This is a genomic window from Undibacterium sp. CCC3.4 (assembly GCF_034347425.1).
Classification (GTDB): Bacteria; Pseudomonadota; Gammaproteobacteria; order Burkholderiales; family Burkholderiaceae_D; genus Undibacterium.
The window spans coordinates 4,137,500-4,159,025 of the sequence record NZ_CP133779.1 but is presented as its reverse complement, the minus strand read 5'-3'; the positions used below and the strand labels follow the sequence as shown (position 1 = coordinate 4,159,025).

Here is a 21,526-nt window from a genome sequence, read left to right as displayed (position 1 = left end):
GCAAATGAGCTTGCATACACATCTTTTCCATCATATTTGCAAACTGGCGAGGCTGATGGACTTGCCCCTGTGTAAAATAGGCGTTTATTCCACTTACACTGCTTTGGCGTAATTGCTGAAGCGAAAATGATTATATATTCAAAATGAAGGACTTAGCGACAATTAATCGGGGGCAGCATCAAAAACAGATGCAAAACACGCTCCCTGAGGCGGCTACGGCCGATTTACCGAAGGTACAACTGCTGACAATCTCGGAAGAAGAGGCGGGTCAGCGCATTGACAATTACTTGTTGCGCATATGTAAAGGTGTTCCGAAGAGCCATGTCTACCGAGTTTTGCGCTCGGGAGAGGTGCGCGTCAATAAAGGTCGCATTGATCAATTATATCGCTTGGTGGAAGGGGATGTGGTGCGCTTGCCGCCAATTCGCATCGCTGCTGCCCCAGCCTTACAGAATGTCCCCAAGCTGGAATTCCCGATTATCTTTGAAGATGCCCAACTGCTGATCATCGATAAACCGGCCGGTGTGGCCGTGCACGGTGGTTCCGGCGTCAGTTACGGTGTCATAGAGCAATTGCGTGCAGCACGGCCAGAGGCCAAGTTTCTTGAACTGGTGCACCGGCTCGATAGGGAAACCTCAGGCTTATTGCTAATCGCCAAGAAACGCACGGCCTTAACTAATTTGCATGAACAAATGCGCGACGGCTTGACCGACAAGCGTTACCTCACCTTGGTGGCCGGCGACTGGAAAAACGCCCGACAACATGTCAAATTGCCCTTGCATAAATATACCACCGCCGAAGGCGAACGACGCGTGCGCGTGCAAGCCGATGGCATGGCCTCGCACACAGTATTTTCGCTCAAGAGAAAATTTGACGAATTTGCGCTGTTGGAAGCGGAACTCAAAACCGGTCGTACCCATCAGATCCGGGTGCATCTGTCAGCGAGCGGGTTTGCGATTGCCGGCGATGATAAGTACGGCGATTTTCCGCTCAACAAAGCTTTGCAAAAAGCCACAGCCACGCGCGGGGCCCTCAAGCGCATGTTCTTGCATGCGCATCAGATCAGCTTCACGCATCCGGAAACCGGCCAAGCCGTCACCTACAATGCACGTTTGCCGGCTGATTGTGAGCGCTTCCTGCTGAGCCTGGTCGGAAAAACTTAATCGTTTATTAATGGTATGATATTTCGATTCAACGAAAACCAAGCCGCCTGTTCATCGTGAACGGGCGTCGCACTTTTATATATGCCAAAAAAGCAATTTGACTTCATCGTCTTCGATTGGGACGGCACCTTGATGGACAGCACTGCGACCATCGTCAAGTGCATTCAAGCCGCCGCCCGCGACCTCGGTTTGCCGGTGCCGGGCGACAGCGCAGCCGCGTATGTGATCGGTTTGTCGCTGCTGCCGGCCATGCAAGCAGCATTGCCCGACATCGACCCGAAATATTACCCGCGTATGGTCGAGCGCTATCGTTATCATTATTTAGCCAAAGACCACGAGTTACCGCTGTTTCCCGGGGTGCGCGAAATGCTGGCCGATTTAACGCAGCAAGGGTATTTCCTCGCCGTGGCAACCGGCAAGAGTCGGGTCGGATTGAGCCGCGCTTTGCATACGGCGAATCTGATGTCGGTGTTCGATGCCACGCGTTGCTCTGACGAAACCTTTTCCAAGCCGCATCCGGCCATGTTGCAAGAATTGAGCCGTGAACTCGGTCAGGAACTGCAACGCACGCTGATGATCGGTGACACCACCCACGATTTGCAGATGGCCAGCAATGCCGGGGCCGCTGCGGTCGCGGTCGAGTATGGCGCGCATGATGCAGTGATGCTGGCGACTTGCCCCTCATTGTATTCGGCCAAAACGGTTGCCGAATTGCATGACTGGCTGACTACCCATGCGTAACTGGAGTTGACATGATTTCCATCGATATCTGTGCTGCTGACGACGTACAAGAAGGCGGCAAGGGCATACGCTTTCCGCTCACGGCCGGCAGCGATGACGCCACCGGTTTTGTGGTGCGCTACGGTGGCCAAGTACATGCTTACCTTAATCGCTGCGCCCATGTGCCGATCGAATTGGATTGGAATCCTGGTGAATTTTTCGAAGGCAGCGGCTTGTACATCATGTGTTCCACCCACGGTGCTATCTACGAACCGGCCAGCGGCCATTGTTCCGGCGGCCCTTGCCGCGGCAGTCGCTTGCGCAAAATTGCCGTCACTGAAACAGACAGCCGCATCGTCTGGCATCCCGATGATTATCTTCAAGCTGTTATTGCTTAACTTCGAAAGAATGTATGGAACCAATTAATGCGTCCGCCACGGCGACCGACTCCGCGCAGCCGTGGGAGCGCCAGGTGCTGGAAAAGCTCGCCTTGGCTACCGTGCGCGAGCAGAGACTCAAGCGCCGCTGGGGTATTTTTTTCAAATTGCTCAGTCTGTTGATTGTGCTGTTCTTTGTGTATCGCTATACCGATCTGATCGACAGCAGCAGTGAACATCCAGGTCACCATACGGCCTTGGTGGAAATCGATGGCGAAATCGATGGTGCCGGCAGTGGCAGTGCGCATGAAGTCATTCCGGCACTCAATCGTGCCTTTGCTGAGCCGGGTGCGATGGCGGTGATCTTGCGCATCAACAGTCCGGGCGGCAGTCCGGTGCAGGCCGGTATGATCAACGATGAAATAGGGCGTTTGCGTCAAAGTTACCCAAAGAAAAAACTGTATGTCGTGGTCGATGAAATCTGCGCCTCGGGTGGCTACTATATTGCCGCTGCGGCGGATGAGATTTATGTCAACAAAGCCAGTATCGTCGGCTCCATCGGGGTCTTGATGGATGGTTTCGGCTTCAATGGCTTGATGAGCAAGCTCGGGGTCGAACGGCGCCTGATGACGGCCGGTGAAAACAAGGGCTTGATGGATCCCTACTCGCCGGTCAGCGACAAACAAAAAGCCTATTCGCAAGCGATGCTCAATGAAATCCATCAGCAGTTCATCGCAGTGGTACGCAAAGGCCGCGGCACGCGCTTGAAAGAAACTTCGGACACGTTTTCCGGCTTGTTTTGGGTCGGCAGCAAGGCCGTCGAAATGGGTTTGGCCGATGGTTACGGCACCATCGATTCAGTGGCGCGCGATGTGGTCAAGGCTGAAGATGTCATCGACTACACGCAGAAAGAAGCCTTGCCGGAACGTGTATTGAGAAAATTCGGTGCCTCGGTTGGTAGTGCTGCTATCTCTGCCTTGGTGAAGGCAAACCGACCCAGCATACATTGATTTTTAGAAATAGTATGCTTGATTTTTTTTATCTTTGAGCCGTGCTGGATAGTTTTAATTGTCTTCCTCGGTTCTGGCAACTGGCATATATTAGGGGCGTAACTGGTTCAAACAAGGAGGCTGATATTGATTCATTTCTTATTCCTTATCTGTGGTAATGACCCGAAGTCCGGTGTTGTTTAGTTGTGCCGGTTATGTACGAACTTGATGGCAGACAATTTGTGTAAGACCTTTGTTCACGCTGCGGCGTGAAACTCAGGGATCTCAGGTCCCTCTTGTGATAGTAAGCGAAGCAACGAAGAGACGTCAGTGCAATGCTGACGTCTTTTTGCTTTGTGCTTTTTGCCATGCACTTCTCGCGCCTTTGTTACAGATCAAGGAAGCACGACAGAATTGCGGTAACATCCTTTCTATTTACACATGCTTTTTTCGAGGTTCTTGCCGATGGCAATTAATTTTTCTCAGTGGTTTGCACCAGCTTCATGGCTGCCGTCACTGAGCCTGCCGAAGATTGCCTGCTACCATTGCGGCGAGCGCATGCGACTGAGTAAGGCTTTGTATTGCAGCTTTGATGGCGGCGAGCGGGCCGTCTGTTGTCATGGCTGTATGGCTATTTTGCACGTGATACAAGAAAACCACATGATTTCCGACTACCTGCGCACCAAGTCGGCTGCGCAGCAACAATAAGAGTCAGCATGCCCGCCCCAGAGTCCACGCTTCCCCCCGTTTTATTGCAAGAAAAACTGCGTCTGTCCGGCATCCGTTGTGCCGCCTGTGTTGCCTTGATCGAATTTCGTGTGCGTCAACTGTGCGGTGTTGCCAGCTTTCGCATCAATGCCGTCAGTGGCCGCGGTGAACTCAGTTGGGATGGCGACAAAACCACGCTCAAACACATCATCGCGGCCATCATCGCGCTTGGCTACGGTGCTTTGCCGGCCAATCAGAGTGATGACGAAGCGACGCGCGCGGAAAATAAAATGGCGCTGTGGCGATTATTCGTCGCCGGCTTCGCCATGATGCAAATCATGATGTATGCCTTTCCCGCTTATTTGGTGCCGCTGCCGCAGATCGATGGCGACCTCACGCCGGATCTCGATAAATTATTAAAAATCGCCAGCATGCTCATTACCGTGCCGGTCATTGGGTTCTCTGCCATGCCGTTTTTCAAGGCAGCTTGGCGCGATCTGCGCAATCGCCATGTCGGCATGGATGTACCGGTGTCACTCGGGATACTGCTGACGTTTTTCGCCAGTGTCTGGGCCACCTTTGAAGGCGGGGCCGTATATTACGATTCGGCCATCATGTTTGTGTTTCTCTTGCTCGGTGCGCGCCTGATTGAAAGCAAGGTGCAAAGAAAAACCAGTACCGCATTGCGCGTGCTGACCGAGTTCGCGCCGTTGACGGCACGACGTTTGTTGCATTATCCGGGCCGGCAAACCGAAACGGTCGATGCCGCAGCCTTGGCCGTCGAGGATATCCTGCTCGTTGCGGCCGGCGAGCAGATACCGGCCGATGGCGTGGTCTTGGAAGGACATAGCGAATGCGATGAAGCGCTGATGACGGGCGAATCGCAAGCGGTGCTGAAAACTGCGGGTGAAAACGTCATCGCCGGTGCCATCAATGTCAGCGGCGCATTGGTGATGCGCGCCCTGCGGGTCGGGCGCGACACTGAATTATCTTCCCTCATTGCGATGATGGAAGCCGCCGCTACGGAAAAACCGCCGATTGTCTTGTTGGCAGATAAACACGCCAGCCGCTTCCTGAGTTTGATACTGATCGTCGCCGTATTGGCCGCCTTGGTGTGGAGCACGATCGATCCGAGTCGCGCGCTGTGGATTGCCATCAGCGTTATCGTTGTTACTTGCCCTTGCGCTTTGTCGCTGGCAACGCCAGGAGTGATGTCGGCCGCCATCGGCTTGATGGCCAACAATGGCGTACTGGTCAAGCATGGTAGAGCGATACAAAGTATGGCGCAGGCCACGCATTTTGTTTTTGATAAAACCGGTACCTTGACCCAAGGTAAGCTGCGCCTGGTGCACACCGAGCCGCAGCGCGCCGTCACCGAGCAAGCTGCTGTGCTCGCTTTTGTCTTGGCCTCCGCCTCGGCGCACCCAGTGGCGCGTGCGATCGCCGATGGTTTGGCCGGGCACAGTCAAGCGGCCGCTGCCGTGGTGGTGGAGGCTTTGCTGGAAACAGCGGGCGGTGGCGTGGAAGCGCGTTGCAACGGTCGCGTGTATCGGCTCGGCAGCATCAGTTTTGCCATGCAATTGCATGGCGCGCCACTGAGCTTGCCACCAGCCATGCAGGCGCAAACCGTTTCGGTGTTGGCCGATGAAGCCGGCGCACTGTTATTGTTTGGCTTGGAAGATAGTTTGCGTGATGATGCCGCGCAAACGATACGACAACTGCAAAACCGCGGTAAACAAATTTGCCTCTTGTCCGGTGACCGTGATGATGTGGTGCAAAGAGTTGCCGCACTCTGCGGTATCAGCGATGCCCGCGGTGGCTTGAGTCCGGGTGATAAATTCGCTGTGGTGCAGGATTTGCAGGCACATGGCGCCATCGTCGCCATGGTCGGCGATGGCATGAATGATGGGCCGGTGTTATCCTTGGCCCATGTCGGCATTGCCATGGGGCAGGGCGCACCGATTTCTCAGACCCGCAGCGACTTGTTGCTGATGTCGAATCGCCTCACTGACCTCGACTATGCCTTTGTGGTCGCCACCAAGGCCTTGCGTTTGATTCGTGAAAACTTGATCTGGGCCATGCTCTACAATGCCGTCGCCATTCCCGCCGCCGTGCTCGGTTGGCTGGCACCTTGGCATGCGGCGTTGGGTATGTCGCTCAGTTCCCTGATCGTAGTCTTGAATGCGCTGCGTTTATATTTGCTGCCGCAACCGCAGCATGTGCTGCTCGACAACTTGGTGGAATCATGAATATCCTCTACTTACTCATACCCTTAAGCTTAGTCATGGTATTCGCCATCGGAGCCCTGTTTTGGTGGGCCATCAATCATCGTCAGTTCGATGAGCTTGATCAGGAAGGGCAGCGTATTCTTGATGATGTGGATGGGTGATGTGCGGGAAAATAAGAATCGCTTTTGACGTCCTCCCCCACCTGGGTAAGCGCGGATTTAATCCAAGCGCTTTGCCCGCACTTCCCAATCCATAATTTGACGCGCTTGCTCAGCAAACACAGCTTCAGTGATGCCATGTTGGGTCAGCGTCGGTGCCTGGTTGAATTGCAGGAAATTACGTGCAATCGACTTACGGTAAGCTGGATCGTAATGATCTTCGAGCAAACTGAGCACGACCTCGGCCAACTGGCCTTGAGACACGCGTACTTTCCATTGCTCTATCCGCTCTTTGCCATGCAAGTGGGCGAGGAAGTCGAGTTGGCGGCAGAATTGCGCCGGGTCGGCGACATAATGCGCATAGTCGGCCAGCAGCAAGGCCACCCGATCGACATTATTGAGTGCCAGTGATACGCACGGTGCGCTGCGCATGCCATCCATGATGGCGGCCGGGACGCGCAAATTACCGACTTTTTTACTTTCGGCTTCGACGTAAATCGGCCGTTGCCTATCGATTGTTCGCAGTAATTGCCAAATCTGGCTTTCAAACATCTTTTGCGAAGGTTGCGCTTGGTCTGGCAATTCACCGAGCACCGAGCCACGGTGTGCTGCCAGTTGCTCAAGGTCGAGTACTTGTTCGCCTAATGCCTGCAAGCTTTGCAGCATACGACTCTTACCGCTGCCGGTGGGGCCGCACAATACACGCCAGGGCAAATTTTCGGCCAATTGCGGCAGACTCAGATTCAGGTGCTGACGGTAGGCTTTATAGCCACCCTCGAGTTGTGCCGCTTGCCAGCCGACCTTGGCCAAGATGTGTGCCATGGAAGCACTGCGGTTCCCACCACGCCAGCAATAAACCAGTGGCCGCCATTCGCGCGGTTTATCGGCAAATTGCTCTTCGAGGTGGCGACCGATATTATGCGCCACCACGGCCGCACCGGCCCGCTTGGCTTCAAAAGACCCGACTTGCTTATACAGCGTGCCGATGCGTATGCGCTCTTCATCGTCAAGTACCGGGCAATTGATTGCGCCAGGCAAGTGGTCTTCGGCAAATTCCGCCGGGCTGCGGACATCAATGATGCTGGAAAATTGTGCTAATTTATCCGTGATGTCAGTGAACTGAAGGATTTCCGGATATTTCATTGGCTGGCTTGTTTCGTTTTCTTCAAGAGGGGGAGCAAGGGCTTCCACACATTGGCCAGCATCACAGGGTGCGCGGTGGCGAGTGGATGAATGCGATCGGCTTGAAATAATTCGCTGCGCTCAGCGATACCTTCGAGTAAAAACGGTACCAAACTGATTTTTTGTTCCTGCGCTAATTTGCCGTATATCGAAAAGAAACGCTCGGTATAGTCTTTGCCATAATTCGGTGGAATTTGCATGCCAACCAGCAGTACCGCAGCCTGGCTTTGTTTTATACTGGTAATCATGGTGCGGAAATTATCTTCCGAGGCGTTCAGTGCCAGACCGCGCAAGGCATCGTTGCCGCCGAGTTCAATGATCACGATATCGGGATTGAGCCGCTTGAGTAATGCCGGCAAACGGCTTCTGCCGCCGCTGGTGGTTTCGCCGCTGATGCTGGCATTGACTACGGTAACGGCCAGATTTTCTTCGATGATCTTTTTTTCCAGCAAACTGACCCAACCTTGTCCTCGAGCCAGACCGTATTCAGCCGATAAACTGTCACCGAGCACGAGCACCGTTTTTGCTGCAGAATAGGCAAAATTCATGCTCAGACTGAGGGCGATGAACATCAGACCGCGTGAAACCAGCAGCTTACATTGATGAGTGGGTATAAAAAACAGCATGACAAGTCCTATGAAAACGCACACAAACAGCATAGAAGTCTATGCCTTGAACAAAAAAGTCGAAGATAGCGGTGGGCAACTGACTATTCTCGATGGTATCGATTTTACCGTGCCAACGGGACAAGCGCTTGCAATAGTTGGTGCCTCCGGCAGCGGCAAGTCTACCTTGCTCGGCATCTTGGCCGGATTAGACTTGCCCAGCAGCGGTCGCGTCAACTTGGCAGGCGTCGATTTGTTTTCTCTGAGTGAAGATGAGCGTGCGCTGTTTCGCAAAGAACAGCTAGGCTTCGTGTTTCAATCGTTTCAATTGCTGATGCATTTGACAGCGCTGGAAAATGTCATGTTGCCATTGGAATTACGCGGTGACCGCGCGGCCCAGCAAAAAGCCACGGCCATGCTCGAGCGGGTAGGCTTAGGGCAGCGTTTGCGCCATTATCCGAAATATCTATCAGGTGGCGAGCAGCAACGGGTTGCTCTGGCGCGCGCCTTTGTCACTGAGCCGGCATTCTTGTTTGCCGATGAGCCGACCGGTAGTCTTGATGCCGTAACCGGTGAAGCCGTGATCGCTTTGATGTTCGAGCTCAATCGTGAACATCGCTCGACCTTGGTGTTGGTGACGCATGATTTGAGCATCGCCGCGCGCTGTGAGCGCACCTTGACGATGAAGTCGGGTCAATTGCTGGCCGAGTAGTGTGGGTCGCGTGTCCGCTTAAGCGCTGGTCACACTGCCATCGAGTTGGTGGCGGCTGATTGTGCCAGCCTCATCGATGGCAATCCAACCGCCGCGCGCCGGTGTGGTGTCGCAGTCCCAATCTGGTAACACATAGCGGCGCCGGCCATCTTGTTCATGCCGCGCCGGCCGGTGCGTGTGCCCATGTATCATGGTGTCGCAGGCGCAGGCCTCAAACACGGCGGCAATCGCAGCTGGATTGACATCCATGATCGCCATTTCCTTTTGTGCTTGCTCGTTCTTGCTATTGCTGCGCATAGCTGCAACGAGTTGCTTGCGTGTGGCTAAGTCTTGCGCCAGAAATTGCTCTTGCCAAGCGCTGCTGCGGACCATGCTGCGAAAGCGCATGTAATCGAGGTCGTCGGTGCAGGCGGCGTCGCCGTGGCAGAGGATGATGCGCTGTGCGCCGGCTACGATCACGCTCGGTTCCGGCAGCAACTGCATAGAAGTCGCTAGTGCAAAGACGCGGCCGATTAAGAAGTCACGATTTCCGCCTATCCAAAACAGTTCCGTGCCGTGTGCGGCCAACTGCTGCAAGGCGCAAACTATGGTTTGATGGTAGGGGTCGTCAAGATCATCGTCGCCGACCCAATACTCGAACAAATCACCGAGCAGATACAGGCGTTTCGCACCAGCGCCATGCTGCGCCAGAAAACGCAAAAAGGCCGCCGTGGTAAGCGGCAGCGCCGGGCTTAAATGGATATCTGACACAAACAGTGCCGCCAGCGGCGCTGCCTGTGTCGACTGGGTCGCGTGCATGGGCAGCAGGTTCGCGTCGCTTAAACGATTTCGGCTTTGAGGATGACGACGTCTTCCACTGGAACGTCTTGGAACATACCGGAACGCGATGTTTTGACCGCTTTGATGATGTCGACGATGTCGCTACCTTCGGTCACTTTACCGAATACACAATAGCCCCAGCCATCTTGACCCGGGAAATCGAGGAAGCTGTTATTGCCAGTGTTGATGAAGAACTGGGCGCTGGCCGAATGCGGCGCGCCGGTGCGTGCCATCGCCAGGGTGTAGCGTTCGTTTTTCAAGCCATTGTTGGCTTCGTTTTCGATCGGTGCCTGGGTGTCTTTTTGCGTCATGCCCGGTTCAAAGCCGCCGCCTTGGATCATGAAGCCGTCGATCACGCGATGAAAAATCGTGCCTGCGTAGTGGCCGGCTTCGACGTAAGCGAGGAAGTTGGCAACGGTTTTCGGCGCTTTTTCAGCATCGAGTTCGATACGGATAGTGCCCAGATTGGTGGTCATAATAACGGCCATGGTATTCCTTAATGAATGATGAAATGAAAACTGGGAATTATTTTATAACAGTCGCCGATTCAATGACGATGTTTTTATTTGGTACATTCGGCATCATATGGCTCTCGCCGGTCGCGCTGGTCTGAATTTTTTCGACCACGTCCATGCCTTGTATCACTTTACCAAACGGTGTGTAACCAGCCGTCGCGGCCAATGCTTGCCGACGCGGCGCAGTGACTATATTACCGCGATAAGTGAAGCTGACCGGGTCGCCGGCCGGGATAATCTGGTGATCGAGAAAATCATTGTCTTTGACATTGATGAAAAACTGCGCCGTCGCCGAATTCGGGTCTTCGGTGCGTGCCATCGCCAGCGTGCCTTTGGTATTTTTCAAACCGTGGTCCAGCGCGCTGCGCGATTCAGAAACGATCGCCGGGCGTACCGCTTTTTCTTTGAAATTCTTGTCGTAACCGCCACCTTGCACCATGAAATTATCGATAACCCGATGAAACAGTGTACCCTTATATTGCCCGCTCTTGACGTAAGCCAGAAAATTAGCGACGGTTTTCGGTGCCGCGTCGGGGTAAAGTTCGATGACAATCTCACCGAGATTGGTTTTGATCGAGACCTTGGGCAGTTCGGCCGCGCCCGCTTGGCAGAAGCTGAGGCCGCACAGTGTACTGCACAAGAGGGTCAAAAATTGGCGACGAATTTGGCTCATGGTAATTTTAGTGTAGGGATGAAAAAATCCGGCACAGCCGGCGGCGAGCAGCCTGCTCAGAGAGCGGCTTCATAAATGATGCGCCATTTACCGGCTTCTTTGAGCCAGTATTGGCGCTTGCGTATGCTCGAGTGGCTCTTGCCGGCTTGGGTTTCTTGGGTAAACGTGCTGACGATGATCTCATCTTTGCCGGGGTAACGGAATTGCGTCACGTCTTTCAATTGTATCAGTGGTGTCGAGCCGAGTTCCCAGATTTGGCGTTGACGCGCAAACCAAGTGTTCAGGTCTTCTGCTTGCATGGTTTTGAAGTTGCGCGAGTAATTGGCGAAAATCCGATTGGCATTCCGACTTTCCATATCGCGCCGCCACTCTTCCAACAAGTTGCTGGCCAACTGTTTATCGGCCGACCATTGCGCACGCGTGATGAATTCCAGATGCTCGCTGATGATCACCGGGGTTTTGCCTATGTCGATGAGCCCGGAAATTTTCATGAAATCGAAATTGGTCAGCACCACGCAGCCGTCGGAGGCGAACGGTGGGCGGCTGAAGCTGGTCGAGGGCATGCCATGCAACCAAATACCGGAACCACTGCGGCCGTTCACCTTATCCCATTCATTCGGGTAGTTCAGGGGCAGAGCACCGGGGCCATAAAAATCGGGCAATTTACTGCCAGACAAGCGGCTGGTGATGTAATACACGCCAACTGGTGTTCTTTGGTCGCCTTCTTTGATCTTATTCAGGCCGAATTTGCCGTGGCTGATGTAATGGTCGCTCAGTAACTTCAACTGTCCGCCGCTGTTTTCATACAGATATAATCTGGCCTTGACGGCGTCGATCACGAGTACCTGTTTTTGATCGTCACGCAATTGCAGTACCGGACTCGGCACCAGATCAGCTGCCGGACGCTCACGGTAAGCTTTGATGCGCGCAGTTGCTTCATCGCGCATATCTTTGAGTTTATCGGCACTGGCACCGGCACCGCCGCCGAAACTGCTGACCGGACGCGAGTGCATGAGTAGCAAATCACCGCGGATTAAATGCGCGAGCTGAAACAGTGGGTACGCGGCGATCAACTGATCAACTTTAGTTTGCGCAGCTTGCAACTCGTTGGCCGCTAAATGTTGATACACTTCGGCGAGCAATTCATCTGGGTTCGGGGCTGCCGCGACACGACTCTCAAAGACCGGCGACTTGCGTGCTTGCGCCTCAGTAAAGCAGACGCTGAGGGCGGCAGCGGCAATGAAGAGCAGGACGTAGCGGCTCAACTTCGTCACCAGCTTGGCAGAAGTAAGGTTATAAGCAAAGAAAGCCATCAACTGCCCGCGCGCTCCTGCTTGATTTGCCATTTACCATCGATTTTGCTCATATTCAGCGTTTTTCGACTATTGGCAGTCAGTTTATCGGAAGTGTAAATTTGGCGAAATTTTACTGTCGCGAGCGAACCATCTATGCTCACTTTTAAGCCTTCAATTTTGACATTGATGCGACCCTTGCCCTCGATACGGTCACGCCGCTCTTCGGCCCAAGCTTTGCGGCTCATGCCTTTCGGGGCTTGAAAATCTTTCGCATAGTACGACAGATAAGTATTGGTTTCTTTATTGCTCCAGGCTTTAGCCCAGTTTTCCACCACTTTGATGACATCGTCTTCATCGCGATCAACCGGCGGACGTGGTTTGACTGGTTCTGTTTTGACCAGCGGCGTCGCTTTGCTCGGTGCCGCTTCGATTTTCGCCGGCGGCACTGGTGTTTGCTTGGCTTGTGCCAACGCCGGTACGGGGGTTGGCAGAGGTGCCGACACGGCTGTTTTGGGATCTGGTTTCGGATTGGTGCCACCGGTCACATTGCCGACCAAATTGTGCACCAAAGTTAATTTTAATTTCGCTACGCTATTACCAGAGTCGAGTTGCAGTGCCTTACCGTAAGCTTGGCTGGCCAGTTTGGCATAGATATCACCGAGGTTTTCATGCGCCGTACTGTAGACAGGATTGGTACGGATCGCCATCTCCAGTGCCGCGCGCGCTTTGTCGTATTGCCCAGCAGATGCGTATAAGACGGCCAAATTATTATACGGTTCTGGCAATTCCGGATAATCATCGGTGAGTTTGCTGAAGATACTGATCGCTTCGACTGTTTTGTTTTGTTCGGTCAGTATCAAGCCTTTAAGAAAACGCAATTGCGCATCTTTCGGACGCGTCGCCAGCGCCCCATCGACTTTCCGTAAAGCTTCGGCAGTTTGGCCAGTTCGCAACAATTTGCTGACGTCGCCGCCCTCATCTGCGAACGACGGCATGGCCGTCAATGCGAGCGACAAGTGGGAAATTACGAAGACACTTCTTAAAATGTGGCGCATGGTGTACGGGTTAGTGTTCTTAGAGTTTGCTGGGGCATGAAATGAAGTAGAGTGTAAAAGCGGCAGCTCAAGCCGAATGTAGCGACAGCAAAGCGTCATCTTATCAAATAAGTGCGCGGGCTTGGGCTTTTACCCCTACAAACATGCGTACTGAGCGTCTCATTATCGTTTTTTTTTATTTATTTTTAACACTGAGCGGCGCAATCTGTTAACCGGAGCAGTCACCTCTCCGCGCCGCAAGCATGCGCCCGCTTCAGTTAGCCGCGCGCTCTTGTTTGATCAGCCATTTGCCATCGGTTTTTGCCAGCACCAGGGTTTTGCTGTTTTTCTCGGTCAATTTGTCAGAAGTGTAAATCTGGCGAAATTGAACGGTTGCCGTATCGCCATTTACGGCAACTTTGATGTCTTCCAGTTTGACTTCGATGCGGCCTTTGCTACCGATACGGTTGCGTCTTTCCTCTACCCAAGTTTTATGCGCTGCGCCGCTGGCCGGTTGAAAATCCGGCGCGTAATGTGCGAGGTAGGCCTCGGTATTTTTTTCGCTCCAAACTTGCGCCCAATTTTTTATCTTACGTATCAGTTCTGCTTGCTCGGGAGCTAAGGTTTTACCGGCATCGGCTTTGGCCTGCAGTTCGACCATACCGACCGGCTTCTGCCCGGTTTGGGTAGCGGTCGGTGGCGTTTTTGCCGCGACTTTCGCATTCGTGCCGCTAGGTGGGTTGCCGACTAAAGTATGCACAAGGGTGGATTTTTGCTTCGCCGTGGCATTGCCAGGGTCGAGTTGCAAGGCTTTATCGTAAGCTTGGCTAGCCAGTTTGGCATACACATCACCAAGATTTTCTTGCGCCGTACCATAAGTCGGGTTGACCCGTATGGCCGACTCCAACGAGCTGCGGGCTTTATCGTACTGGCCGTTGGCGGCATACAGAACGGCTAAATTATTGTACGGCTCGGGCAGTTCGGGATAATCGTCGCTGAGCTTGGAAAATACCGTGATGGCATCGCTTGGTTTATTTTGTTGGGTCAGAATCAAACCCTTCAGGAAGCGCATTTGCGCATCTTTGGGATGCAGCACCAGGGCCGTGTCGACTTTGCGCAGGGCTTCGACGGTTTGACCGGCACGGATCAGTTTGTCGATATCACTGACCTCATCGGCAAATGCCGAGACGCTCAAGATAGCCAAGGTCAATTGTGATAGGACGAAGAGCTTCTTTAAAATGGGGCGCATACTATTCTCACTGGTTGTCAGAGCTTGATTGCATAGGGGGCGGCAATGTTATACTCGTGCGTCGCGGCATTGCGCCGGCTAATCCGGCAGGCTGCTCACCTCATTGATACTGATCATATCAAATAAGCACGAAAAATGTGCTTGAAAAGATAAAAAGATGCGAGACGCGTGCACGATGGACGATATTTTGATGTTTTTTCATCAATCTGCGCAGCCGCATCCTCGTAGCCGAGCGCATTGTAGCGTGATTTTCCCTCGTATGCAGGTGGGCTGGCGATTTTAAGCAAAGTAAAATAAGCGAAAATAGGCGACAAAGACAGGATTTCTTTGCTTAACTTCAATTTTTACAAACGAAGCTGGACAGAAAGCTTGTTTTTGATATTTAATCTGCTCCGTTCCGATATTTAAACGACGGCCGTCAGGCTGCGTGAAGTAATATTATTTTTTAATGCGCTGATATCGCTTGCTTTGATAGCGGGCGATGACGCACGCGGAAATCATGGCGCACGCTGGCTTCCGCATGCAGGCAAATTTGCCTGGCGCATTGAATAGCAAGTATTTTCAACTCGTGTGGATTTAAGGAGGCACGATGACTAAAACGACATTCCTGAGCTTTGAGCAATCTATTGCTGAACTCGAAACAAAGATAGAAGAATTGCGCTTTGTTCAAGATGATTCCGCCGTCGATATTTCCGAAGAAATCGACCGCTTGTCTAAAAAAAGTCAGATGCTGACCAAAGACGTTTATGCGAAATTAACGCCTTGGCAAGTTTCTCAAATTTCTCGTCATCCGCAGCGCCCGTACACACTTGATTACATCAATCAAATGTTTACCGATTTTCATGAATTGCACGGCGACCGCGGCTTTGCCGATGATTTGTCTATCGTTGGTGGTTTGGCGCGCTTTAATGGCCAAGCTTGCATGGTAATCGGTCATCAGAAAGGGCGCGACACGAAAGAACGTGCTCTGCGTAATTTCGGCATGCCGAAACCGGAAGGCTATCGCAAAGCGATGCGCCTGATGAAGTTAGCGGAAAAATTCGATATCCCGGTATTTACCTTCGTCGATACCACGGGCGCTTGGCCCGGCATTGATGCCGAAGAGCGCAGTCAATCGGAGGCGATCGGTCGCAATTTGTATGTCATGGCTGAATTGAAAGTGCCGCTCATTACCACCATCATCGGTGAGGGTGGTTCCGGCGGCGCCTTGGCTTTGGCGGTGGGTGACGCCGTGTTGATGTTGCAGTACGCTACGTATTCCGTGATTTCACCGGAAGGCTGTGCCTCGATCTTGTGGAAAACTGCCGAGCGGGCGTCCGATGCGGCTGAAGCGCTGGGTCTGACCGCGCATCGCTTGAAAGCGATGGGCTTGATCGATAAAATTGTCAACGAACCCTTGGGTGGCGCGCACCGTGATCCTAAGCAAATGTGTGCTTTGGTCAAACGTGCTTTGGCCGATACTTTGCGTCAATTCCAAGGCATGAAAACCAAGGATTTGCTGGCAGCGCGACATGAGAAATTGTTGAGCTACGGTAAGTTCAAGGAAACCAAGCCGGCAGAATGAGTCACGGTAGTTCGATGAGCGCCTTGGCGCAGCGTTTTGCGGCCAATTTGGAGGCCGTGTTTGCTGCCGTCGCACCGCTGCGTGGTGGTTTGGCGCTTGCTTACAGCGGTGGCCTCGATTCCTCGGTGCTCTTGGTACTGGCCGCCGCGTATGCGAAACAGCAGCAACTGCCGCTGCATGCCCTGCATATTCATCATGGACTCAGTCCGCATGCCGACGCTTGGTTGGCGCATTGCGCCGCCACCTGCGCGGCGCTGCAGGTGCCGTTTGCATTCGAGCGTGTCAGCGTCAATCGTGGCGATGCTGCCGGCCTTGAGGGCAGTGCGCGCAGTGCGCGCTACCTTGCTCTGGGCCGACTGTGCCTGGCCGCGGATAGCCAGTTTTTAATGGCAGCACACCATCAAGACGATCAGGCTGAAACCTTACTCATGCAAATGTTGCGTGGCTCGGGCGTCGCCGGCTTGTCTGGTATGGATAGTTGGAATACTGCGCCGACCTTGCTCGGTCACCCCACCTTGGTGATGTTGCGGCCCTTGTTGCAAGAATCGCGTGCGAGTTTGGCCGAGTATGCGGCCGAGCATGCTCTGCAACACATCGAGGATGAATCGAACGCCGATCTGCGCTTTACCCGTAACGCATTGCGTCATCAGGTCATGCCCTTGTTGGAAAATATCGTCCCCGGATTTGCTGCCCGCATGGGTCGCGCGGCCCGGCACACCCAAGCCGCGCAAGCGCTGATCGAAGCACTGGCCGCCGACGATATGGCGGCGTGCCGGCTTGGCCAAGGCTTGGCTGTGTCGGCCTTGCAAGCGCTCTCCGATGAGCGCATCAATCATGTGCTGCGTTTATGGTTGGGCCAATCAGGTGCGCGCATGCCATCGACGGCGCGCTTACTGGAAATGCGTAAGCAATTGTTTGCGGCTAAAGACAATGCCCGCATCACCATCTATCATGAAGCCTTGGCGCTGCATCGCTACCAAGGCTGTATCTATGCCGCGCCGCGGCAAGCGCCGGTGCCGCTGCTGGACGAGTACGATGAAGCGCTGCCGGTACTGAGTCAGGATTTTTTTTGGCGCGGCGAGGCGGTACTCGATTTTCCGGCATTTCGTGGGCGTTTGCATTTTCACGCGGCGGAACACGGTTTTGCCGGCGACTATATGCAGCAGCAGTGTTTGACTTTGCATTTGCGCCGTGGTGGTGAGCGACTTAAATTGGCCGCCAACCGACCGACGCGTGATATGAAGAGCCATTATCAGAGTTTGCAGATTCCGTTCTGGATTCGGCAGCAATTGCCTTTCGTTTCCAGCGGTGCGCAGTTATTGTATGCGGCTGGGGTAGGGATGCAGTCGGCTTACTGCTCAGAGCAGCATGGCGAAAAATATGCCTTGGAATGGGTGCCTGATCCCGCTGCGGTGTGAAGATGCGGACGCTACATTTTATTCCTGAATTATTTATTGGAGTGTGTGATGAATAAAACCTCACGTCAAATCGTGCTCGATACCGAAACCACTGGCCTCAATGCGCGCGAGGGCAACCGTATCATTGAAATCGGCTGTGTCGAATTAGTCAACCGTAAATTGACTGGCAATAATTTTCACCAATATATGAACCCGGAGCGCGATTCGGAAGAGGGGGCCTTGGCGGTTCATGGTTTGACGACGGAATTTCTCAGCGACAAGCCGAAGTTTGCTGATATTGCGCAACAATTCTGTGAGTACGTGCGCGGTGCCGAAGTCGTGATCCATAACGCGCCGTTTGACGTCGGCTTCTTGAATGCCGAATTCACCCGCTTGGGCTTGGCACCATTCCAGGAATTAGTCGGCCGCGTGACGGACACCTTGGTGCAGGCGAAAGAGTTGCATCCTGGAAAGCGTAATTCCCTCGATGCCCTGTGTGATCGCTACGAGGTATCGAATGCCCATCGCAAGTTGCATGGCGCTTTATTGGATGCGGAATTGCTGGCCGATGTCTTTTTGGCGATGTCGCGCGGACAAAACAGTTTTGCTATCGATATCGTCGATGAGCCGGTCGCATCGCTGAGCGATGCGCCGGAAATCGCTTTGCCGCTCGGCGACTTATTAGTTTTGCCGGCCAGTGAAGAAGAGTTGCTTCTGCATGAGGGGGTACTCGGAGCCTTGGATAAGCAATTGCGTCAGCCTTGTATTTGGCGCGGCATCTGATTAAGTTGCTTTGTCACTGGTTTGAACAAAAATCCCTGCTCGTAGGGATTTTTTTTGCCTGCGTATGCCGTTTTTGCAGGAAAAAGCAGCTTTCGCTGTTGTGAATTTGCACAAACGGACAAACTTGAAAAATATTTTCAAAAATAATTAAAGTTTTTCCGCCCGCTGCCGTTAAGTAATCAAGTAAAAATATTTTAAATTTATTTTCAAAAGACCCTAAAGTTTTCGAAATCACTGCCGTTAATGTAAGTGAGAGATGAGAATAAGTTCTCTGTTTTTCGCTTAAGCTTTTGATTTTGAATGATATTTTTAAAATCAAGGCACAAGCTCACAACTCAGTCAGGTTGAAACTTTATTTCGGTTTCACCATCAAATATTTCTTGTAGGTATTTATCCTACAGGAATACTCCTATTTTTCCGGAAATAAATACCGACGCACGCCTATACACGGCGTTTTTGCGCTCGCTCACAATCTGTCTCACTGGCAAGAGAATCTGGCCTTTGAAAACGAACGGAGGGTGGGAACATGACACAGAACGATATGATGGCTGAAATCCGCGATGCAAATTTAAGCTACTTAATGCTTGCGCAGCAAATGATTCGGGCCGATAAGGCGACTGCGATTTTCCGTCTCGGTATCGGCAAAGAAATTGCTGATCTGATTGAGGGTTTGAATAATTCGCAAATCCTGAAGTTGGCCGGTTCCAATATGATGTTGGCCCGCTTTCGCTTCGAAGACAGCTCGATACTCTGCATGCTGACTAACTACAATAAAGAGCGCGCGCTGGCCCATTCGCATGCGGCGATTCTGATGGCAGGGCAAGCAGTTGAAGAAATTCATTAATTGTAATTATTAGATTAATTCAATTAACGCAATTAACTCAATAAGCTCAACGGAGACGATTATGGCTGGCAAAAGTGTAGTGAACGAAGCGCATGAAATTCAATTGGCAATCGACCTGGTTAACTTGGGTGCGCGCTTGCAGTTGCTGGAGTCAGAAACATCCTTGTCGCGTGAACGCCTGTTGAAAATTTACAAAGAATTAAAGGGTGTCTCTCCACCTAAAGGGATGTTGCCTTTCTCTACAGATTGGTTCACGACCTGGCAGCCAAATATTCATTCTTCCCTGTTCATGAATATTTATAAGTATCTCAATGAACATGCAGAGATTACTGGCATAGAAGCAATCGTCAAAGCTTACCGCCTCTATCTCGAGCAGGTTGGTTGTATTTCCGCCGATGAAGCCCTGCTGTCTTTGACGCGGGCATGGACCTTGGTGCGCTTTTTTGATGGAAAAATGCTGACATTTGCAAAATGTTGTGAATGCAACGGTCAATTTGTTGCACATGCGCTTGATTTGCACGATCATTACCGCTGTGGCCTGTGCCATGTTCCATCGCGTGCCGGTAAAACCAAGCGAGCTAAAGAGCTTGATGCCGAAATGGAGATGGTCGCTTAAACATTTTCCCGGGGGATCCTTTTGGCATTGCTGTCCGCTGACTCTGTCATTCCTCCTTCTTCTCAGTCTGCGTCGCGCTCTGCCGCTTGCTCGGCCTTGCTGGCGCAATTGCTGGCCTTACTCATTTCAGTGGGCCTGTGCTTTACCCTCAAAGCTGCTGGCGTAGCGCTGCCTCATCCATGGTTAGTCCTACTCGCGCACGCGAGTCTGGCCGCGGGCTTAGCCGCTTGGCGTGGCTTGGCATGGTGGTGGGTAGTGATCGAAGTATTATTTCCGCTCGCCTTCGTTGCCGCCTTGACTTGGCAATTGCCGCCGCTTTTTAGCTTGGCGGCATTTTTATTGCTCTTCATTAGCTTTGGTGCAATTGTTGCCACCCGCGTGCCTTATTACCCCTCTCGTGCCAGTCTCCCCAAACAAGTGCTGGATTTGCTGCCGGCCGAACCATCCTTGCATTTTCTCGATGTCGGCAGTGGTCTCGGCGGGCTCTTGTTTGCGCTCGGCAAGGCGCGTGCGCATTGGCGTTTGAGTGGGATAGAGGTGGCCTTGGTGCCTTGGGCGGTGAGTGCACTCAAGCAGCGCTGGCATCGACAGGACAACGTCGCTTGCCGCTTCGGACGGTATGAAACCCTCGATTTTGCAAAATTTAATGTTGTTTTCGCCTATTTATCACCCGTTGTGATGCCTGAAATTTGGAATAAGGTCCAAAATGAGATGCCGCCAGGGTCATGGTTTCTTAGTTACGAGTTTTCTATTCCCGGTGTTCAGGCAGATTTGATCCTTGAAAGCGAGCAGGGTGCGCCGCCTTTGTATGTCTGGCAGCTCTGATGCGCGTCTGCTGCGCCTCTGCTGTTGTATGGCGAACGTTTTTTTAAAGAAATATTTTGTTTTCGCCATAAATTGCGTCAATAGCAGGTGTTTCCTGTCGGCTGGGCTGATATCATTGCTACAAGCAAGTTCAGAGCCGCGTTTTGAGCGCTTTCTGAAAGCAAATTCTGTTATTTTGAGGAGTAATTTCCGTGTTAGTGATCGTCGGCTATATTGTCGTAATGGGCTCGGTATTCGGTGGCTTCGCCATGGCGGGTGGCCATTTGGCCGTATTGTTTCAGCCCTTGGAGTTGCTGATGATAGGCGGGGCGGCAGTCGGCGCTTCCTTGGTCGGAAATAATGCAAAAAGCCTCAAGGCTACGCTGAAAGCTTTCCCGAGTTTGTTTAAAGGTTCCAAATACACCAAGGGTTTGTATATGGAATTGATGACCATGCTGTTCGACGTACTCACCAAGGTACGCAAAGAAGGCTTGATGTCGATCGAAGGCGATATCGAAAAGCCTGACGACAGCCCTTTATTCAGTAAATATCCAGCGATTGTGCATGACCATCATATGATGGAATTCATCTGCGATTACCTGCGCCTGATGGTATCGGGAAATATGGATGCCATGCAGATCGAAAACTTGATGGATAACGAACTCGAGACGCATCACCATGAATCGGCCGTGCCGGTGCATTTCATCGCCAAGCTCGGTGATGGTTTGCCCGCTTTCGGTATTGTCGCGGCGGTGATGGGGGTGGTGCACACCATGGAGTCGGTCGGGATTCCGCCGGCTGAACTCGGTATCTTGATCGCCCATGCGCTGGTCGGTACTTTCCTCGGTATTTTGCTTGCCTATGGTTTCGTCGGGCCTTTGTCCGGTCTCATGGAGCAGCAACTCGATGAGTCGTCAAAAACCTTTCAATGTATCAAGGTCACGCTGCTCGCCAGTTTGAACGGCTATGCGCCGGCCTTAGCGGTGGAATTCGGGCGCAAAGTCTTGTATTCGACCGAGCGACCGACTTTCAGTGAGCTTGAAGATCATATCAAGCAATCGAAATCAAAATAAGAAGACGGACAAGGTTTT

At 52.6% G+C, this 21,526-nt stretch carries 24 protein-coding genes; 15 read left to right on the top strand and 9 right to left on the bottom strand.

Going from position 1 to position 21,526, the window contains the following annotated elements; genetic code table 11:
• The first annotated feature begins 188 nt into the window (after window positions 1–188).
• The 7 genes from RHM61_RS18400 to ccoS all read left to right on the top strand — a co-directional run bounded on the left by RHM61_RS18400 (window position 189) and on the right by ccoS (window position 6,346).
• Complete coding sequence (locus tag RHM61_RS18400) at window positions 189–1,163, top strand: RluA family pseudouridine synthase (RefSeq protein ID WP_322248766.1); 975 nt, start codon at window positions 189–191, stop codon at window positions 1,161–1,163.
• Between the two features lie 81 nt (window positions 1,164–1,244).
• Window positions 1,245–1,904, top strand: a complete 660-nt coding sequence (locus RHM61_RS18395; protein WP_322248765.1) for an HAD-IIIA family hydrolase — start codon at window positions 1,245–1,247, stop codon at window positions 1,902–1,904.
• An 11-nt stretch (window positions 1,905–1,915) separates the two neighbouring features.
• Window positions 1,916–2,281, top strand: coding sequence for a Rieske (2Fe-2S) protein (locus RHM61_RS18390; RefSeq protein ID WP_322248764.1), 366 nt, complete (start codon window positions 1,916–1,918; stop codon window positions 2,279–2,281).
• 14 nt (window positions 2,282–2,295) lie between these two features.
• Window positions 2,296–3,270 (top strand): S49 family peptidase, encoded by a 975-nt coding sequence (locus tag RHM61_RS18385; protein ID WP_322248763.1) that lies wholly within the window; start codon window positions 2,296–2,298, stop codon window positions 3,268–3,270.
• 537 nt (window positions 3,271–3,807) lie between these two features.
• On the top strand, window positions 3,808–3,957 hold the full coding sequence (locus RHM61_RS18380) for a heavy metal translocating P-type ATPase metal-binding domain-containing protein (protein ID WP_322248762.1): 150 nt from the start codon (window positions 3,808–3,810) through the stop codon (window positions 3,955–3,957).
• Window positions 3,958–3,965: 8 nt separating this feature from the next.
• Complete coding sequence (locus RHM61_RS18375) at window positions 3,966–6,206, top strand: cation-translocating P-type ATPase (RefSeq protein WP_322248761.1); 2,241 nt, start codon at window positions 3,966–3,968, stop codon at window positions 6,204–6,206.
• On the top strand, window positions 6,203–6,346 hold the full coding sequence (gene ccoS, locus RHM61_RS18370) for a cbb3-type cytochrome oxidase assembly protein CcoS (RefSeq protein ID WP_322248760.1): 144 nt from the start codon (window positions 6,203–6,205) through the stop codon (window positions 6,344–6,346). The genes RHM61_RS18375 and ccoS overlap by 4 nt, the downstream gene beginning before the upstream one ends.
• A 57-nt stretch (window positions 6,347–6,403) precedes the next feature.
• Here ccoS and mnmH read toward each other — a convergent pair whose 3' ends face one another.
• Both mnmH and RHM61_RS18360 read right to left on the bottom strand, forming a co-directional pair.
• A complete protein-coding gene (gene mnmH / locus RHM61_RS18365) occupies window positions 6,404–7,486 on the bottom strand; it encodes a tRNA 2-selenouridine(34) synthase MnmH (RefSeq protein WP_322248759.1) in 1,083 nt (360 codons plus the stop codon).
• Entirely contained in the window at window positions 7,483–8,151 is a 669-nt protein-coding gene (locus RHM61_RS18360) for an arylesterase (protein ID WP_416200193.1), read from the bottom strand. Before RHM61_RS18360 ends, mnmH begins: the two co-directional genes overlap by 4 nt.
• Before the next feature lie 10 nt (window positions 8,152–8,161).
• Between RHM61_RS18360 and RHM61_RS18355 the strand changes: the two genes are divergently transcribed.
• On the top strand, window positions 8,162–8,842 hold the full coding sequence (locus RHM61_RS18355; RefSeq protein ID WP_322248758.1) for an ABC transporter ATP-binding protein: 681 nt from the start codon (window positions 8,162–8,164) through the stop codon (window positions 8,840–8,842).
• An 18-nt stretch (window positions 8,843–8,860) separates the two neighbouring features.
• Here the strand turns inward: RHM61_RS18355 and RHM61_RS18350 are convergent, their stop codons facing one another.
• The 6 genes from RHM61_RS18350 to RHM61_RS18325 form a co-directional block, all read right to left on the bottom strand.
• Complete coding sequence (locus RHM61_RS18350) at window positions 8,861–9,640, bottom strand: UDP-2,3-diacylglucosamine diphosphatase (protein ID WP_322248757.1); 780 nt, start codon at window positions 9,638–9,640, stop codon at window positions 8,861–8,863.
• Between the two features lie 20 nt (window positions 9,641–9,660).
• Entirely contained in the window at window positions 9,661–10,149 is a 489-nt protein-coding gene (locus RHM61_RS18345; RefSeq protein WP_322248756.1) for a peptidylprolyl isomerase, read from the bottom strand.
• Window positions 10,150–10,186: 37 nt separating this feature from the next.
• Window positions 10,187–10,849, bottom strand: coding sequence for a peptidylprolyl isomerase (locus RHM61_RS18340; RefSeq protein ID WP_322248755.1), 663 nt, complete (start codon window positions 10,847–10,849; stop codon window positions 10,187–10,189).
• A gap of 56 nt (window positions 10,850–10,905) precedes the next feature.
• The gene (locus RHM61_RS18335) at window positions 10,906–12,195 is read right to left on the bottom strand and encodes a L,D-transpeptidase family protein (protein WP_322248754.1); all 1,290 of its coding nucleotides are present in this window, start codon (window positions 12,193–12,195) and stop codon (window positions 10,906–10,908) included.
• Window positions 12,162–13,199, bottom strand: coding sequence for a tetratricopeptide repeat protein (locus RHM61_RS18330; protein ID WP_322248753.1), 1,038 nt, complete (start codon window positions 13,197–13,199; stop codon window positions 12,162–12,164). The genes RHM61_RS18335 and RHM61_RS18330 overlap by 34 nt, the downstream gene beginning before the upstream one ends.
• 253 nt (window positions 13,200–13,452) lie before the next feature.
• Window positions 13,453–14,427: a tetratricopeptide repeat protein gene (locus RHM61_RS18325; RefSeq protein WP_322248752.1), complete on the bottom strand. Its 975-nt coding sequence runs from the start codon at window positions 14,425–14,427 to the stop codon at window positions 13,453–13,455.
• A 589-nt stretch (window positions 14,428–15,016) separates the two neighbouring features.
• Here RHM61_RS18325 and RHM61_RS18320 point away from each other — a divergent pair.
• From RHM61_RS18320 to dnaQ, 3 genes are read left to right on the top strand one after another with little or no spacing between them, the layout of a single operon-like run.
• Entirely contained in the window at window positions 15,017–15,991 is a 975-nt protein-coding gene (locus tag RHM61_RS18320) for an acetyl-CoA carboxylase carboxyltransferase subunit alpha (protein WP_322248751.1), read from the top strand.
• The gene (tilS, locus tag RHM61_RS18315) at window positions 15,988–17,409 is read left to right on the top strand and encodes a tRNA lysidine(34) synthetase TilS (RefSeq protein ID WP_322248750.1); all 1,422 of its coding nucleotides are present in this window, start codon (window positions 15,988–15,990) and stop codon (window positions 17,407–17,409) included. The genes RHM61_RS18320 and tilS overlap by 4 nt, the downstream gene beginning before the upstream one ends.
• A 48-nt stretch (window positions 17,410–17,457) precedes the next feature.
• Window positions 17,458–18,171 (top strand): DNA polymerase III subunit epsilon, encoded by a 714-nt coding sequence (gene dnaQ, locus RHM61_RS18310; protein WP_322248749.1) that lies wholly within the window; start codon window positions 17,458–17,460, stop codon window positions 18,169–18,171.
• A gap of 13 nt (window positions 18,172–18,184) precedes the next feature.
• Here dnaQ and RHM61_RS18305 read toward each other — a convergent pair whose 3' ends face one another.
• On the bottom strand, window positions 18,185–18,490 hold the full coding sequence (locus RHM61_RS18305; RefSeq protein WP_322248748.1) for a hypothetical protein: 306 nt from the start codon (window positions 18,488–18,490) through the stop codon (window positions 18,185–18,187).
• 207 nt (window positions 18,491–18,697) lie between these two features.
• Between RHM61_RS18305 and flhD the strand changes: the two genes are divergently transcribed.
• The 4 genes from flhD (at window position 18,698) to motA (ending at window position 21,508) form a co-directional block, all read left to right on the top strand.
• Window positions 18,698–19,015, top strand: coding sequence for a flagellar transcriptional regulator FlhD (gene flhD / locus RHM61_RS18300; protein ID WP_322248747.1), 318 nt, complete (start codon window positions 18,698–18,700; stop codon window positions 19,013–19,015).
• Window positions 19,016–19,076: 61 nt separating this feature from the next.
• Entirely contained in the window at window positions 19,077–19,631 is a 555-nt protein-coding gene (gene flhC / locus RHM61_RS18295) for a flagellar transcriptional regulator FlhC (protein ID WP_322248746.1), read from the top strand.
• A 21-nt stretch (window positions 19,632–19,652) separates the two neighbouring features.
• Window positions 19,653–20,456, top strand: a complete 804-nt coding sequence (locus RHM61_RS18290; RefSeq protein WP_322248745.1) for a class I SAM-dependent methyltransferase — start codon at window positions 19,653–19,655, stop codon at window positions 20,454–20,456.
• A 191-nt stretch (window positions 20,457–20,647) separates the two neighbouring features.
• Window positions 20,648–21,508: a flagellar motor stator protein MotA gene (motA, locus tag RHM61_RS18285; protein WP_322248744.1), complete on the top strand. Its 861-nt coding sequence runs from the start codon at window positions 20,648–20,650 to the stop codon at window positions 21,506–21,508.
• Window positions 21,509–21,526 lie beyond the last annotated feature (18 nt).